The sequence below is a fragment of the Sphingopyxis sp. Soil_C_28 genome (assembly GCF_057657055.1).
Genome location: NZ_JBDGJE010000002.1, coordinates 856,901 through 872,820 on the forward strand (window position 1 = coordinate 856,901; position 15,920 = coordinate 872,820).

Here is a 15,920-nt window from a genome sequence, read left to right on the forward strand (position 1 = left end):
TATGAGGACGAAGACGATGGCTCTCTGGTTCGAACGTGCGTGGATCGACAATGGTTGGGCGAAAGATGTGCGGCTGGCTGTCACGGACGGCCGGATCGCGTCGATCGAAACCGGCGTTGCGGCAGAGCCGGGCGACGATCGTCACCGCGTTGCGCTGCCCGGGCTGTGCAATGTTCACAGCCATGGTTTCCAGCGCGGCATGGCGGGGCTTTCGGAGCGCCGCAGTCGGCCCGACGATAATTTCTGGAGTTGGCGCGAGATCATGTACCGCTTCCTCGACCGGCTGACCCCCGAGGATGTCGCGGCGATCACCGCGCAGGCTTATGCCGAGATGCTCGAGACGGGCTTCACGCGCGTCGGCGAGTTTCATTATCTGCACCACGATCCGGCGGGCGCCGCCTATGCCGATCCTGCCGAGATGGCGGGCGCGATCGTGCGGGCGAGCGGTGAAACCGGGATCGGTCTGACCTTGCTTCCCGTCTTTTACGCGCATGGCAATTTCGACGCCGCACCGCCGAGCGCGGGGCAGCGGCGTTTCCTCAACGACGTCGACGGCTTTGCGGCGTTGCTCGATGCATCGCGGTCCAAGCTCTCCGGCGACGCCAATATGGGTGTCGCGCCGCACTCGCTTCGCGCCGTGACGCCCGACGAACTGGCGGCGCTGCTCGAATTGTCGCCGACGGGCCCGGTGCATATCCACGCCGCCGAACAGGTGAAGGAGGTCGCCGACTGCGTCGCGTGGAGTGGCGCGCGGCCAGTCGAATGGTTGCTCGACAACGCCGGGGTCGATGAACGCTGGTGCCTGATCCACTCGACCCATCTCGACGCGCGGGAAACCGGGCGCCTCGCCGCGAGTGGAGCGGTCGCGGGGTTGTGCCCGATCACCGAGGGCAATCTGGGCGACGGCATTTTTCCGGCGGTCGATTATCTTGCCGCGGGCGGCCGCTTCGGGATCGGCACCGACAGCAATATCTTGGTCGACGCGGCGCAGGAACTCCGCGCGCTCGAATATTCGCAGCGTCTCGCGCAACGCGCTCGCGCGCTGCTCGCGAATGAGGAGGCGCCCTTCGTTGGCGCCAATCTGTTCGCGCGCGCTGTGCAGGGCGGGGCACAGGCCTTGAATGTGCCTGCGGGGCTTGCCGTCGGTCACGCCGCCGACCTCGTCACGCTCGACCTTGATCACCCCGTTTTTGCCGGCACCGACGATGCGACCTTGCTCGACCGCTGGATCTTCGCGGCGCGCTCGGGTGCAATCGACAGCGTCTGGCGCGCGGGCCTCAAGCGCGTCGAAAAAGGCCGCCATATCGATGCCGAGACGATCGGCGCCACCTATCGCGCCTGTGTCGCGCGGCTGCTCGCATGAACCCCGCGCGCCGTATCCGCGACGAGATCACCGCCTCGATCCAGTCGGGCGAATGGCGCCCCGGCGACCGCGTCCCGACCGAACAGGAACTCGCCGCGCGCTATGGCTGCGCGCGCGCGACGGTCAGCAAGGCGCTGGGCGAACTCGCCGCATCGGGGCTGGTCGAACGACGCCGCAAGGCGGGGACGTTCGTTGCGCATCCGCCGGTCCATTCGGCGGTGATGACGGTGCCCGATCTCGCCGAGCTTATCGCAGCGCGCGGCGAGGCCTATCGTTGGGACCTGACCTCGGTCGAGAGGGCGGATGCGGGCGAGGACCTGTGCCCCGGACCCGCACTGCGCATCGAGGGCGTGCATATGGCTGCGGGCGAAGGCTTCGCGCTCGAACGGCGCTTTATCGCGCTCGGCGAAGTGCCCGAGGCGGCGGACGCCGATTTTGCCAGGGTCGCTCCGGGCACATGGCTGCTCGGGCATATCCCGTGGACGCAGGCGCGGCACGTGATTCGAGCGGTAAACCCGACGCGCAAGGAAGCTGGGATTCTTGCGATCGGCGCCGGTGCGGCCTGTCTCGACCTCGACCGCACGACGTGGCGCGCGGGGCGGGTAGTGACCCATGTCCGGCAGCTGTTTCGCGGCGATCGCTTCGATCTGGTGGCCGAGTTTAACGCGGGACCGTGAGTGTCAGGCGGGCTCGATCCCGGTCAGCGCCAGCGCGCCGAGCAGGCCGGTATCGTCGCCCAGGGCCGGCGGCACGATCACCTGTTCGGGGTCGCCCGTGAAATAGCCGTTCGACGCGGCCACGGCCTCGGCGCGGACGCGCTCGATCAGCCCCGGCGTCCCCATCACGCCGCCACCCAGGATGATCCGGGCGGGTTCGAGGATCGCCTGGAAGGTCGCCGACGCCTGCGCCAGATACCAGGCAATGATCTGGTGGCCGATATGGTCTGACGGCAGATCGGACAACGACGCCCCCCAGCGCGCCTTGATCGCCGGACCCGCGGCCAGCCCCTCAAGGCAGTCGCCGTGAAAGGGGCAATGCCCGGTGAAATCGGTATCGGCGGGGTGACGCGGCATACGGATGTGGCCCATCTCCGGATGGCCGACGCCATGGATCAGCTGTCCGCCAACGACGGCTCCGCCACCGATGCCGGTCCCGACCGTCAGGTACAGCATCGCGTTCGTTCCGGCGCCGGCGCCCCATTTCCACTCGGCGAGCGCTGCGCCATTGACGTCGGTGTCGATTACGACCGGGCAATTCAGTGCGCGGACGAACGGGCCAGCGATATCGGCGTTGCCCCAGTGCGGTTTTGGCGTGCGGGTAACATGCCCCCATGTCGGCGAAGCGCGATCAAGGTCGAGTGGACCAAAGGAGGCGATGCCGACCGCAGCATATTCGGCCCCCTGCTGCTGAAGCCAGGCGATAGCCGCAGGGATCGTTCGTTCGGGAACGGTCGTGTCGATTCGTGTCCGCGCAAAAATCCGGCGCGCTGCATTTCCCACTCCGACTATGAATTTGGTTCCGCCCGATTCGATCAGCGCAATCTTGCCGCTCATCACTGATCGATCCCCTGTTGCATTGGCGCCGTGGAGGCGGGCTTTCACCCTAGCGAGGGAGAAGCTTGCCCTTCGTCCGGCTCGTCAAATGAAACAGCCGGCAACGGTCGCATCGATATGTCCGAAGCTGCAATTCAGAACGCCAGATGGCAATGAGTGCGTCCTCCTCCGTTCGATAGGAGAGCTTCTTTTTGCAGATGCTTAGCCTGGTGCGCACATTGTCTCTTTGCCAAACATCCCGAACGGTGGCTTTCGCATAAACATTTGCCCTGCCGACGAAAATCAGGCGCCGTGGTAACCGCCCAGAGCCTCTTCGAATTCTTCCAGCGATCCCACATGGTCGCGCGCCGGTTCACCGGGTGCGAGCGGAAAGACCGCGTCGATCCGGCGCCGCAGCATATCGTCGAATTCGCGTTGATCGGATACGCGGGCTCGTTTCCCGACGGCCAGTTCCGAACAGATCGCGTCCTTGATCCGGTCGAGCCCATCGGCGCTCAATACGCCCGCGTTCAACAATTCCTCGCAAAGCTGGATCAACCCCACGGCCGTCGCGTGCGCGCGAAGGCCGATGAAGTCCAAAGTCCGGTGACGCTCGCGTGCTGCGGCGTCGCCCCTGGCAGGGACATTCATTGGCATCCTCCTCTGTTGCAACCCGGTTTTCGGCGGCATCTACCTCTTTCGGGTAGCTCCCCAAGGCGACCATGCCGGGCGAGCGTTCGATCAGCAAGAGCCGATCTGACTGCCATCTGCAGTTCTTCTCCCTTGAACGCCGGGCGTGGAGGCTTAGATAGGTGATGCGGGCCGGGCCCCTCTGGCGATGATCTCATCGTGATGTCGGACCGCATCGAGATTTCTCGATGTCGGCTCGGCCAAACACCATCTCGCGGCTGCATCCTGATCTCGATAGGCTTACCTCTTGGGAGTTTTGCACATGGCAAAATCATCGATATTTTCATCGCGCCGACGTTTCGTTGAAGGGAAAAGCGCATGACGAACCCCGGCGCCGGCATGCCTTGCCCTGTTTGCGCGGTTCCGCTCGTCATGAGCGACCGGCAGGGCGTCGAGATCGACTATTGCCCGCAGTGCCGTGGCGTCTGGCTCGATCGCGGCGAGCTCGACAAGATCATCGAGCGGAGTCGCGGGCCTGAACCTGCGCCGCAACCCGCGCCCCACCAGCAAAATTATGCGCAACCGCCCGCCGGACAATCATGGGGGCGCGAGCATCAGGGCTATGGCAAAGGTTATCCAAAGCGGCGGAAATCGTTTTTGGAAGAATTGTTCGACTGATATGAGGGGCCGGGCTGGCGTTGTCGGTCCGGCCTTTTGTCAGCCGCCTGACCGGATGAGGTGATCGAAAGCGGACAGGGCGGATTTCGACCCTTCGCCCATCGCGATGACGATCTGCTTGAAGGGGACCGTTGTGACGTCGCCCGCTGCGAAGATGCCGGGCTGGCTCGTTGCGGCCCTTGCATCGACTTCGATCTCGCCGCGATCGCTGAGCGCGACCGCGCTTCCCAGCCATTCGGTGTTCGGGATCAGCCCGATCTGCACAAAGATGCCATCGAGCTCGACCCGATGTTCGTCGCTGGTATCGCGATCGCGATAGCGCAGCCCGACCACCTTTTCTCCATTGCCGAGAACTTCGGTCGTCAGCGCCGACGTGATGATTGTCACATTTGGCAAGCTGCGCAGCTTGCGTTGCAGGACCGCGTCGGCGCGCAGTTCGTTGTCGAATTCGATCAACGTCACATGCGCCGTCAGCCCGGCGAGGTCGATCGCCGCCTCGACGCCCGAATTGCCGCCGCCGATCACCGCAGTGCGCTTGCCCTTGAACAGCGGACCGTCGCAGTGCGGGCAATAAGCGACGCCCTTGTTGCGATATTCTGCCTCGCCGGGAACTCCCATCTGGCGCCAGCGGGCACCGGTCGACAGGATGATCGTCTTGCCCTTCACGCTGGCGCCGCTTTTCAGCTTCACTTCGTGCAGACCCGACGCGCCGCCGGGGACGAGTTCGGCCGCTTCCTGCAAGTTCATGATGTCGACGTCATAATCCTGCACATGCGCCTCGAGCTGCGCTGCAAGCTTCGGACCCTCGGTGTGCTGAACCGAAATGAAATTCTCGATTCCCAGCGTGTCGAGCACCTGCCCGCCAAAGCGTTCGGCGACGATGCCGGTGCGAATGCCCTTGCGCGCGGCATAGATGGCCGCCGCCGCGCCGGCCGGCCCGCCGCCGACGACGAGCACGTCGAACGGTTCTTTCGCCGCGATTTTCTCGGCCGCGCGCGCCACCGCGCCGGTATCGAGCCGCGCGACGATCTGGGCGAGGTCCATCCGGCCCTGGGCGAAGGGTTCGCCGTTCAGGAAGATGGCCGGTACGGCCATGACCTTCCGGCGTTCGACCTCGTCCTGGAACAGACCACCGTCGATCGCGGTGTGGCGAATATTGGGATTGAGCGCCGCCATGATGTTGAGCGCCTGCACGACTTCGGGGCAGTTCTGACACGACAGCGAGAAGAAGGTCTCGAACGCAAAGTCACCCTTGAGCGCGCGCACGGCGTCGAGCAGGTCGGCGTCTTCCTTGGGCGGATGGCCGCCGACATGGAGCAGCGCGAGGATCAGCGACGTGAATTCATGCCCCATCGGCAGGCCCGCGAACACGGCTTCGGCCCGCCCGTCGTCGCCGCGGACGGCAAAAGAGGGTTTGCGCGCGTCCTCGCCGTCGAAGCGGGCGCTGACCAGATCCGACTGCGCCGCGACCTCCTCGACAAGGCTGCGCATCTCGGCCGACTTGGGCGAGGCGTCGAGGCTTGCGACCAGTTCGACCGGGCGGCGAAGGTTGCCGAGATAGGTTTTGAGCTGGGCGGTGGTGTTGGCGTCGAGCATCGGCATGGGGAGAGCCTTTCGGGCAGGGCTTCGGGCACGAAGCCGCAGTCGCCGCGCGATGCACGACGATGAAATTCTTGATTGTCGGGATGCGAAGACCGGGCGAGCGCCGCCCGCCCGGTCCTGCAAATCAGATCGAAGCGGCTTAGATCTTGCCGACGAGTTCGATCGAGGGCGCGAGCGTTTCGGCGCCTTCTTCCCACTTCGCCGGGCAGACCTGGCCGGGGTTGGCGCGGACATAGACCGCGGCCTTGATCTTGCGGACGAGTTCTTCGGCGTTGCGGCCGACGCCTTCGCTGGTGATTTCCATCACCTGGATCACGCCGTCGGGATCGACGACGAAGGTCGCGCGGTCGGCGAGGCCCGAATCTTCACGCAGCACGCCGAAATTGTTGGCAAGAACGTGGTTCTGGTCGCCCAGCATATGATAGTTGATCTTGCCGATCGCCGGCGAGCTGTCGTGCCATGCCTTGTGGCTGAAATGCGTGTCGGTCGATACCGAATAGACTTCGACGCCGAGGCCCTGCAGCGTTGCATATTGATTGGCGAGATCTTCGAGCTCGGTCGGGCAGACAAAGGTGAAATCGGCGGGGTAGAAGAAGAAAACCGCCCACTTGCCCGCGGTATCGGCATCGGTCACGGGGACAAACTTGCCCTGATGGTAGGAGGTGGCGTTGAACGGCTTGATCGAGCTTCCGATGATACCCATGGGAGAGTTTGTCCTTTTATGTTGCGGTGCAATAAGTCAGTGCACGGGGCAGGTATGAGATGAGGCGGCCGCCATCAAATCAATTCTTCCTCGGAGACTTATCGTAAAAATCAATCAAACCGAAACGTCCGGTAATCTCCCTGTTTGCGTCTGCAATCAGAGGTTAGGAAGACACCGACGTGCCGTTCATCAGGCCGATGATTTCGAGATCGAATGCATCCGCGGGCGGCGGCGTGATCTTTCGGAACCGCTTTGCGCAATAAGCGGCGCGGGGGCCCAGATCGGGCGCATCCTTGAAACGGAGCGCGGTCCCCTGATGATCGGTGATCACGTCGGGCATGTCGTTCAACACGGCGCTCACCGTGAGCACCGCGCCCGGCCGGACCTCGGGCGGATATCGCCCATGGCGGCTGATGCACAGCGCCAGATCGTCAACTCTCCACTCGTCCGTCATAATCAACCTCATGGCTGTTACGCAGGCTTGCGGACCGTATATCATATCGAAACAGGCGCCGCCATTCGCTTTGCCGGAATCGATGAGCAGCAAGGGGCGGGCTGAATTCGCCGGCCGACCCGGAAGGGGCATCGATGCCGGCGTGGTTCGTCCTGGCGCGGATCAGCCCGGCATCACGGAATATCGGCAATCACGACCAGCCGTGGCGTTGCGGCATCATAGGTGGCAACGACCCGGCATGGCTTGATGGACGGGAGGCAGAGGCGATCGACACGCGCCGCGATCGATGTCCGATCCATCGCCCGTCCCCTTTTTTTGTCCTCCTGTGCCGGGCGGTCCGCTACCGCGCTCGTCCAGTGGCTCTGGCCCTTGCCGTCAACAAAATGGACAAGAACGCCATTGGCCGCGTAGTCGGTTATGGCGCACGCGACACCGGAATCCTGACGGCAACGTCCTAACAGCGCCTTTCTCGCTCCCTCAGAATCCTGCTTTCCGCTATCAAGCCAGCTCTTGTTCTGCCATGCGGCCGGCGCCGTTTTATCGGGCCGTGCGACCATGATCCAATGATGCCGTTTGACCGGGCCTGCGGGAAAATAGTCTTTGGAATGATCGGTGCCGGGGTCGTGGTTGCTCCGCAAAATCCCGCCACCGCGTTTGTCCGAAAGCTCGCAGCCAAAAGAGCTTTCCAGGCAAAGCAGAAGCGCTTGCTTCGGCGCGACGGTATTGTCCTGCTGATTCCACGGCAGCTTCATATCGATGCGTGCGCCCTTTACCCAGGTTAGCCCCATGGCATCGTGCACAACCGCGATATGACCCACGTCATAGACCGTGGCGCCGAGGATGCAGCCACCCCCCATCGCTGCGGCGCACGCGCTCATCACGCGCTTCGTCGCCGAATCGGCGGACCAGTGTGCGTTCGTTATCCAGACTGCTGACGTGTCCATGTGATAGGCGGCGGCCATATAGCTCGGGACCATGGGTGCCAGCACCGGCCGCACCTCCTGTTCTGGCTCCGCGCTGCCCTCGCTACCGACATATTGGCAAAGCAGCACCGGCGCGTGTGCCTGACTGCCCGGCGTCTGACCGACCACGACCTCGCCCGGGCCGGGACCATTGCCGCACGGATATTGGGCCTGCGCCGGGTCCGTTAAGAAAAACAATATCGCAATAACGGCAATTTGGCGAAGAGCATTCAATCGAGCACGCATCGTTTTCCTTTGGCGGAGAGCCTGGCGCGATCACCTTTGTCAAATCGCATGTGAAGCGTACAACGTACCGGGTCGAAATCTGCGCCGCAAATTCTGCGGTGCACTGGTTCATGTCGTCTTCGTACCGGCTGCGAGCGGTAAAGCTGGGGCCGTTCCACGAGTTGACCGTCTGCCTCGGCAATGGCGCCGAACGCCGGATTGCCCGGGCCTGAACTGCCGCCACGCAAGCGCATCTCTTCAAAGGAATCTGCAATGATTCCCGATGTAAGGAACGGCCGATGAAGGCGGAAGCGCGGACCTCGATCATCCCCAACCCCAATATGACCTGGTACATCGCACCTTCTGGCGGCGCCCATGCCCCCGCTTTAGACCGGTGTATGGGCGACCTCGTTTAATTGGCGAGCGTTGCGGGGAACGGGTTATTATGAAATTGCTGGTTTTGCGTACGTTGATTGCGCGCTGGTTCGCTATTGCGGTCCTGATATTCGTCGGTGCACTGATTTCGCAGCCCGCCAGCGCGCAGCATACATCGCTCGCCTGTCCGCCGCAGACCGCGACCGTGGGCAATGGCGGTTCGATCGAAATCGATATTACCGACTGCGACGACTATAATTTCGGTTACGGCAACGGACCTGCACAGACGCGGAACGGGCCTTCGCATGGCCAGGCGACCGTCCGACAGGATTTTGTGCCACCAAGCACCGCAAAATCGGTGCTGATCTATACCCACAATGGCAACGCGGCGACGCAGGACACCTTCGAGATGGAGGATCTGGACCTGCGGTGGATCCGGTTCACGATTACGATCACGCCGCCGTCGTCGGCGATCGTCGTGGCGCCGGCCAATCTGCCGACGCTGACCGCCGGCACGCCTTTCAACCAGGCCCTGTCATCGACCGGGGGAACGGCGCCGTACACCTACTCGCTCGCCAGCGGAGCTTTCCCGCTCGGCGTGTCGCTGAGCAGCGCGGGCGCGCTGTCGGGTACACCGACACAACGCGGGCTATATTCCTTCAGCGTCCGGTCGCAGGATTCGGTGGGTGCCTTTTCGGTCAAAAGCTATTCGGGCTCGGTGCAGAACCCCTCCCTGTCTCTGGCGACGCCGACCGTAACATTGGCCGCGGGCGTTCCGGCATCCGCGCAACTGGCGACCAACGGCGGCCTGTCGCCCCATATCTATGCCACCGAACCACCCGGCACGCCAATGCCGTTCGGCCTTAGCCTGTCGTCCAGCGGCCTGATAACGGGTACGCCGGCGACCACCGGCAGTGCCACGGTGCAATTGCGCGTCACCGACGCCAGTACGCCGTCAAACGCGCCCTATTTCGAACTCGAAATATTGACGATCAACGTCGCCGCGCTGCCCACCGTGTCGATCGCGGTCGCACCGGCGTCGGTTTCCGAAGATGGCGCGACCAATCTGGTCTATACGGTCACGCGCAGCACCGCGAGCGCCAGTCCTTTGTCGGTCAACCTCACGGCGTCGGGCACCGCGACGTCGGGAACCGATTATGCGGGCGGCGTGGCCACCGTCACGATTCCGGCCAATGCCACCACCGCCACGGTGACGATCGATCCCACCGCCGACAGCGCCGTCGAAGCCAATGAGACGGTCATCCTTACCGTTGCGACAGGTGCCGGATATCTCGTCAGCGCGCCGGCTTCGGCGACCGGAACGATCCTCAACGACGATGTGCCGACCGCGACGATCACCGTGTCGCCGGCCAGCACGCCGGAGAATGGCGCTCCGAACCTGGTCTATACGGTCGCGCTCGACGCCGCACCGACCTCGGCGCTGACCGTGAACTTCACGCTGGGCGGAACGGCGATTAACGGCAGCGACTATGCCTCGACGGGAACGTCGGTTGTCATTGCCGCAGGTGCAACCAGCCAGACGATTGTCATCAACCCCAATTCGGACGGGACGATCGAACCCGACGAAACGGTCATCATCACCCTTGCCGCCGGCGCGGGCTATGTCGTCGGGACGCCGGCGAGCGCGACCGGCACGATCACCAACGACGATTTCCCCAGCATCGCGGTCGGCAATGCCACGGTAACCGAAGGCAATAGCGGGACGACCAACGCGGTCTTCACTCTGACGCTGTCGGCGCCTGCCGCGACGGGGGGCGTCACCCTCGATATCGCGACCGCCAACCGCGTCGCGCTTGCGGGTCAGGATTATGTCGCCAACAGCCAGACCGGGTTTGTTATTCCGGCGGGCGCAACATCCGCGACCTTCACCGTCGTCGTGAACGGCGACGCGCTGAACGAACCCGACGAAGAGTTCTTTGTTAATATCGCCAATGTGACCGGGGCGTTCGTCAACGGGTCACAGGGCAGCGGTGTGATCGTCAATGACGATCCGGTGCCCTCGGTTTCGATCAACGGCTTTTCGGTGGTCGAAGGCAACAGCGGGGCCACGGTCCGGAACTTCGTGATTACGCTCGACGCACCCAGCGGCCAGCCGGTGTCGATCGATGCTGCAACCGCTAACGGGACGGCGATCGCGGGTACCGACTATAATGCGACCACGGCACCCTTCGAATTCCAGCCCGGCGAAACAACCAAGAGTTTCCCGGTAACGATCCTTGGCGACACGACTCCGGAAAGCGACGAGAGCTTCACCGCCGTCTTGTCGGGCGCGTTGAACGTCACCATCGCGACCGGTACCGCGACGGCGACGATTATCAACGACGACGTGCTGCTCAATATTTTGCCCGAAACTGTACCGAACGGAACGGTCGGCGTTTTCTATAGCGCGATCCTGACGACCGATGGCGGCGTCTTCCCCTATCGCTATTCGGTGACCGTAGGGACGCTTCCCAGCGGGCTGACGCTTGCGTCGGACGGCACTTTGTCGGGAACGCCGGTCGCGGCGGGCAACGCCAATTTCACGATCACCGCGCTCGACAGCAGCGGTGCGCCCGGACCCTATTCGACCAGCCGCGCCTATACCGTAACCATCGCGCCGCCGCTCATCGAACTGACGCCGGTGTCGCTGCCGAACGCGACCTTTGGTGTGCCATATAGCCAGACCATCACCGCCGACGGGTCGATTGCGCCCTACAGCTTTGCAGTGACCTCGGGCAGTCTGCCTCCCGGTCTCACGCTGGCGTCCGGCGGCACGCTCTCGGGAACGCCCGCGCTCGGCGGTCCGCGGACCTTCACGATCACCGCGACCGACGCGACTGCGGCACCTGGCCCCTATGCCGGTGCCCGTGCTTACACTCTTACCGTCGATGTTCCGGCGCTCGTCCTGCCGACAACGACGCTGCCTGACGGGGCGACCGATGTCGCCTATTCGGCGCAGATCAACGCGGCAACGGGTGGTGTTGCCCCCTACCACTATGTCGTGACCTCGGGCGAACTGCCCTATGGCGTGACGATGTCGCCGACCGGCGCGATCACGGGAACCCCGACGACCGCTAACAATTTCGGGTTTGTCGTCACCGCGACCGACAGCAATCCGAATGGCCCGTCGGTCGTTCAGCAAAGCTATACGATCAACATCGTCAACACCCCGCCGGTGGCCAATTCCGTCACCGCCAGCGTTCCTTATGGTGCAGGCCTGACGCCGATCCCGCTCAGCATCACGGGCAGTGCGACCTCGGTGGCGGTGGCGACCGCGCCGACCAGCGGCCGCGCGATCGTCAATGGGCTGACGATCAGCTATATTCCCGATACGGGTTTCGCCGGGTCGGACAGCTTCACCTATATCGCCAGCAACAATGGCGCCAATTCGGCCCCGGCGCTGGTGACGATCAGCGTCGCCAATCCGGCGATTACGATCACCGCGGGCGGTCCGCTGACCGCGACGGTCGGTACGGCCTACAGCCAGACCTTCACCTTCAACGGCGGGACGCAGCCGTTCACCGGCTATCAGGTGACCGGCTTGCCCGCCGGCTTGCAGCCGGGAAGCAGCGGCGCGAATACTATCGAGATTGTCGGGACGCCGACCAGCGCCGGCAGCTTTGCGCTCGCCGTGTCGGCGACCGACGCCTCGACCGGCGCGGGGCCGTTTGGCGCCAGCCAGACCTTCGCGCTGACCGTTGCGGGGCCGACGCTTACCATGACGCCGGGGGCGGGAACGCTGACCGCGCCGTATAATGCGCCCTTCACGCAAAGCTTTGTCGCAACCGGGGGCGTAGGGCCTTTCACTTACGCGTTGAGCGGAACATTGCCCACCGGGCTGGCCTTCGCCGGAAACCAGATCAGCGGCACTGCGACGGCACCAGGCAGCTATCCGGTCATCGTCACCGCAACCGATACCGGTTCGACGGGCGCGGGGGCGCCGTTCACGATTGCCCGGACTTACACGATCAACGTCCCCACGCCGACGGTAAGCATCACGCCGGAAACGTTGCCAATCGGCACCGTGGGGGCAAGCTATAGCCAGACCGCAACCGCATCGGGCGGCGTTGCGGCTTATGGCTTCGCGGTGACTGCGGGAGCGGTGCCGCCGGGGCTGACGCTTTCGGCGGGCGGTGTGCTTTCGGGCACGCCAACCGCTGGCGGTGCCTATAATTTCACCCTGACCGCGACCGACGCCAACGGCCAGACGGGCAGTCGCGCCTATGGCCTGACGATTGGTGCGGCGGTGGTAACACTGCCCCCGACGTCGCTGGCGGGCGGGCAGCTTGGTCTTGCCTATAACGCGCCGCTGAACCCGGCGGGCGGCGGCACCGCGCCCTACAGCTATGCGGTTACCGGCGGGGCACTGCCTGCCGGACTGATGTTGTCGGCGGGCGGGACGCTGTCGGGCACGCCGACGGCCTTTGGCACTTTCAACTTCGCGGTGACCGCTACCGACAGCAGCGCGGGCAGCGGGCCCTATGCGGCGACCCAAAATTATTCGGTGCAAATCGAACAGCCTGCGCCGGTGGCCAATCCGGTGTCGGCGACGGTCACTTATGGCAGCACGGCTAACCCGGTCGCACTCAATATCACGGGCGGTGCGGCGGCGAGCGTCGCGGTTTCCACGCCGCCTGCAAACGGGACCGCGGTCGCCAGCGGCATCGGCGTCACCTACACCCCCAATGCGGGCTTCGCCGGCACCGACAGCTTCTCCTATACCGCGACCAACGCGGGCGGGACGTCGGCCCCGGCGACGGTAACCATCACCATCGCCAACCCGGCGATAACGGTTGCGGCGGGCGGGCCGCTGACCGCGACGGCGGGGGCGGCGTATAGCCAGACCTTCACCTTCAGCGGCGGCGCGCAGCCCTTTTCTGGCTATCAGGTGACGAACCTGCCGACCGGGCTGGCGATCAGCGGCAGCAGCACGAACAGCGTGACGGTGTCGGGAACCCCGACCAGTGCGGGCAGCTTTGCCGTGGTCGTCTCCGGCATCGATGCCTCGACCGGTAGCGGGCCGTTCAACACGAGCCAGACCTTCACGTTCGTCGTCGCCGCTCCGGTGCTGGCGCTCACGCCCGCGACAGGCAGTTTTACCGCCAACTATGCGGCGGCATACAGCCAGGCTATCACCGCCACCGGCGGGGTCGGCCCCTATAGCTACAGTCTGACCGGCAACCTGCCGGCGGGAATCACCCTCAACCCGTCGACCGGACTGCTGGCCGGGTCGCCGACGGCGCCGGGGACCTTCGGCTTCTCGGTTGTTGCGACCGACACCGGATCGACCGGAGCGGGCTCGCCGTTCACGATCCAGGGCAATTACAGCCTGAATGTCGTGGCGCCGCTGGTCGCCGTGACGCCGACCGCTCTGCCCACCGCAACCGCCGGTTCCGCCTATTCGGCAACACTGACGGCGACGGGCGGCGTCGCGCCCTACCGCTTTGTGCTGACGAGCGGCACGCTGCCGGCCGGGCTTTCATTGTCGGCGGACGGCATCGTGTCGGGAACGCCGACGGCGGCAGGAAGTTTTGCCGTCACTGTGAATGCCACCGACGCCAATGGCCAGGCGGGCACCGCCAATCTGACGCTGACGGTCGGCAACACCGCAATTACCGTCACCCCGGCGACCTTGCCCAAGGGTACGCAAGGCGTCGTGTACAGCCAGCGGCTCACTGCGGCCGGCGGCATCGCGCCCTACAGCTTCGCGGTCAGCTCGGGCACGCTGCCTGCGGGCCTGACGATCAACGCCGCGACCGGGGAGATTGCGGGAACGCCGACGGGGTCGGGCGATGCGACCTTTGCGATCACTGTCACCGACAGCACGGGCGGGACCCCGTCCACCGCGACGATCGGATACATGTTACAGATCGTGGCGCGGCCGAACCCGGCGAACGATCCCGAAGTGCGCGGGCTGGTCCAGGCGCAGGTCAACTCGGCCCGCCGCTTCGTCGACACTCAGGTCGGAAATTTCAATCGCCGGCTTGAAGGCCTGCGCCGTGGTGGCGGGGGCGGCGGCTTCAGCAATTCGTTGCGGATCAGCGCCTCGGATCATTGTATCGACACTGTCACCGCCTGGACCAATCCGGTCTGCGCCAATGCCGGCGGCGCTGCCGGTGGACTGAACGGTCGGCCGGGCGGTTTCGGCGCCGGTACGCCGGACGGACTTGGGTCGGCCGGCATGCTTGGCGGCGGACCGATCGGGTCCGCAGCGTCCGCCACCAGCGCCGCCGCTGGCACCGCCGCTGCCGCCGATGGTTCGGGCCGCGCCCCGGCACCGCTGACGATCTGGGCCGGCGGCACGATCCGCTGGGGCGATCGCGACGAAAAGACCGGCCGTCCGTCGGAACGCTTTGAATCCGAAGGCGTCACTTTCGGGGCCGACTATCGCTTCAGCCCGTCATTCGCCGCGGGTATCGGGGTCGGGCTGGGCCGCGAAACAACCGATGTCGGCCGCAACGGTTCGCAGAGCGAGGGCGAGGCAAAGACGCTGGCGATCTATGGCAGCCACCTGCTCGGCGGCGGCCTGTATGTCGACTGGCTGGCGGGGTATCAGTGGCTCGACTTTGATCTGCGTCGCTATGTCACCCTGTCCCGCGCGCTGGTTGACTCGTCGCGCAGCGGCCGCCAGTGGTTCGGTTCGGTGTCGGCGGGTGCCGATATCGAAAGCGGCGACTGGCGTTTCACCCCTTACGCCCGCATCGATGCCCAGCGCGGCAAGCTCAATGGCTATACCGAAAGCAGCGGCTCGGTCTTCGACCTGACCTTCCTAGACCAGGATGTGGCGTTCACCTCGATCGGGGCGGGGGCGAAGGTCGACTATCGGATCGCGGTCGAGAACGGCTTTTTCCTGCCCCGTCTGCGGCTGGAATATCAGCGCGATATCGAGCGCGATAGCGAGGCGCTTGTCGCCTATTTCGACCAGATATCGGGGCCGTTCAACGGCGTGCCGCTGACCGGTTATGCGCGCAGCCGCCTTTTGATGGGCATCGGAGTCGAAATGGCGATCGGTGACCGGACCGCGGTTGATATCGAATATTCGAACAGTCGGAATAGCGGCGCGGACACCGATCAGGGCGTGCTGATCAACGTCAAGCAGGCGTTCTAGCCGAACTGGGCGTCGTCCTGTGGCACCCCGCCGCTATGGCCAAAGGGGGATGAAATCGGATTGTCCGGCCACACGGCGTCCCGGCTCTGCGTGTCTCGTTCTTCTTTTGTTGGACCAGATAAAAACGGTTCAAAATGCGCAGATCAGGGCATCGATGATGGCCGCATGAGCGCCTTGTTTTCGTCGACTGCGGCGACGGCGGTTCGCCGCGCGCGCCGATCTGTATTGACACTGTCTATTTGATGCGTAAATTGACAGTGTCAATTGGAGTCCTTTATGTACCTTCCT

General features: G+C 64.4%; 11 protein-coding genes. 5 read left to right on the plus strand and 6 right to left on the minus strand.

What is annotated here, in order from left to right; genetic code table 11:
- Positions 1 to 16 precede the first annotated feature (16 nt).
- Positions 17 to 1,363 (plus strand): formimidoylglutamate deiminase, encoded by a 1,347-nt coding sequence (locus AC3A43_RS12370; protein WP_487792832.1) that lies wholly within the window; start codon positions 17 to 19, stop codon positions 1,361 to 1,363.
- Entirely contained in the window at positions 1,360 to 2,040 is a 681-nt protein-coding gene (gene hutC, locus AC3A43_RS12375; RefSeq protein ID WP_487792833.1) for a histidine utilization transcriptional repressor HutC, read from the plus strand. The genes AC3A43_RS12370 and hutC overlap by 4 nt, the downstream gene beginning before the upstream one ends.
- A 3-nt stretch (positions 2,041 to 2,043) precedes the next feature.
- Here the strand turns inward: hutC and AC3A43_RS12380 are convergent, their stop codons facing one another.
- Together AC3A43_RS12380 and AC3A43_RS12385 are read right to left on the minus strand one after the other, a co-directional pair.
- Positions 2,044 to 2,916 (minus strand): ROK family protein, encoded by an 873-nt coding sequence (locus tag AC3A43_RS12380; RefSeq protein WP_487792834.1) that lies wholly within the window; start codon positions 2,914 to 2,916, stop codon positions 2,044 to 2,046.
- A gap of 282 nt (positions 2,917 to 3,198) precedes the next feature.
- A complete protein-coding gene (locus AC3A43_RS12385; RefSeq protein WP_487792835.1) occupies positions 3,199 to 3,546 on the minus strand; it encodes a hypothetical protein in 348 nt (115 codons plus the stop codon).
- Positions 3,547 to 3,903: 357 nt separating this feature from the next.
- On the opposite strand from AC3A43_RS12385, the gene AC3A43_RS12390 reads away from it, so the two are divergent.
- Entirely contained in the window at positions 3,904 to 4,203 is a 300-nt protein-coding gene (locus tag AC3A43_RS12390; RefSeq protein WP_487792836.1) for a TFIIB-type zinc ribbon-containing protein, read from the plus strand.
- Positions 4,204 to 4,242: 39 nt separating this feature from the next.
- On the opposite strand, the gene ahpF is transcribed toward AC3A43_RS12390, so the two are convergent.
- The 4 genes from ahpF to AC3A43_RS12410 form a co-directional block, all read right to left on the minus strand.
- Positions 4,243 to 5,799 (minus strand): alkyl hydroperoxide reductase subunit F, encoded by a 1,557-nt coding sequence (gene ahpF, locus AC3A43_RS12395; protein WP_487793047.1) that lies wholly within the window; start codon positions 5,797 to 5,799, stop codon positions 4,243 to 4,245.
- 145 nt (positions 5,800 to 5,944) lie between these two features.
- On the minus strand, positions 5,945 to 6,508 hold the full coding sequence (gene ahpC / locus AC3A43_RS12400; RefSeq protein ID WP_487792837.1) for an alkyl hydroperoxide reductase subunit C: 564 nt from the start codon (positions 6,506 to 6,508) through the stop codon (positions 5,945 to 5,947).
- Between the two features lie 163 nt (positions 6,509 to 6,671).
- A complete protein-coding gene (locus AC3A43_RS12405; protein ID WP_487792838.1) occupies positions 6,672 to 7,055 on the minus strand; it encodes a hypothetical protein in 384 nt (127 codons plus the stop codon).
- Between the two features lie 80 nt (positions 7,056 to 7,135).
- Entirely contained in the window at positions 7,136 to 8,170 is a 1,035-nt protein-coding gene (locus AC3A43_RS12410; protein ID WP_487792839.1) for a hypothetical protein, read from the minus strand.
- Between the two features lie 50 nt (positions 8,171 to 8,220).
- Here AC3A43_RS12410 and AC3A43_RS12415 point away from each other — a divergent pair, with 50 nt between their 5' ends.
- Positions 8,221 to 8,382, plus strand: coding sequence for a hypothetical protein (locus tag AC3A43_RS12415; protein ID WP_487792840.1), 162 nt, complete (start codon positions 8,221 to 8,223; stop codon positions 8,380 to 8,382).
- Between the two features lie 212 nt (positions 8,383 to 8,594).
- Complete coding sequence (locus tag AC3A43_RS12420) at positions 8,595 to 15,632, plus strand: putative Ig domain-containing protein (protein ID WP_487792841.1); 7,038 nt, start codon at positions 8,595 to 8,597, stop codon at positions 15,630 to 15,632.
- The last annotated feature ends 288 nt before the right edge of the window (positions 15,633 to 15,920 follow it).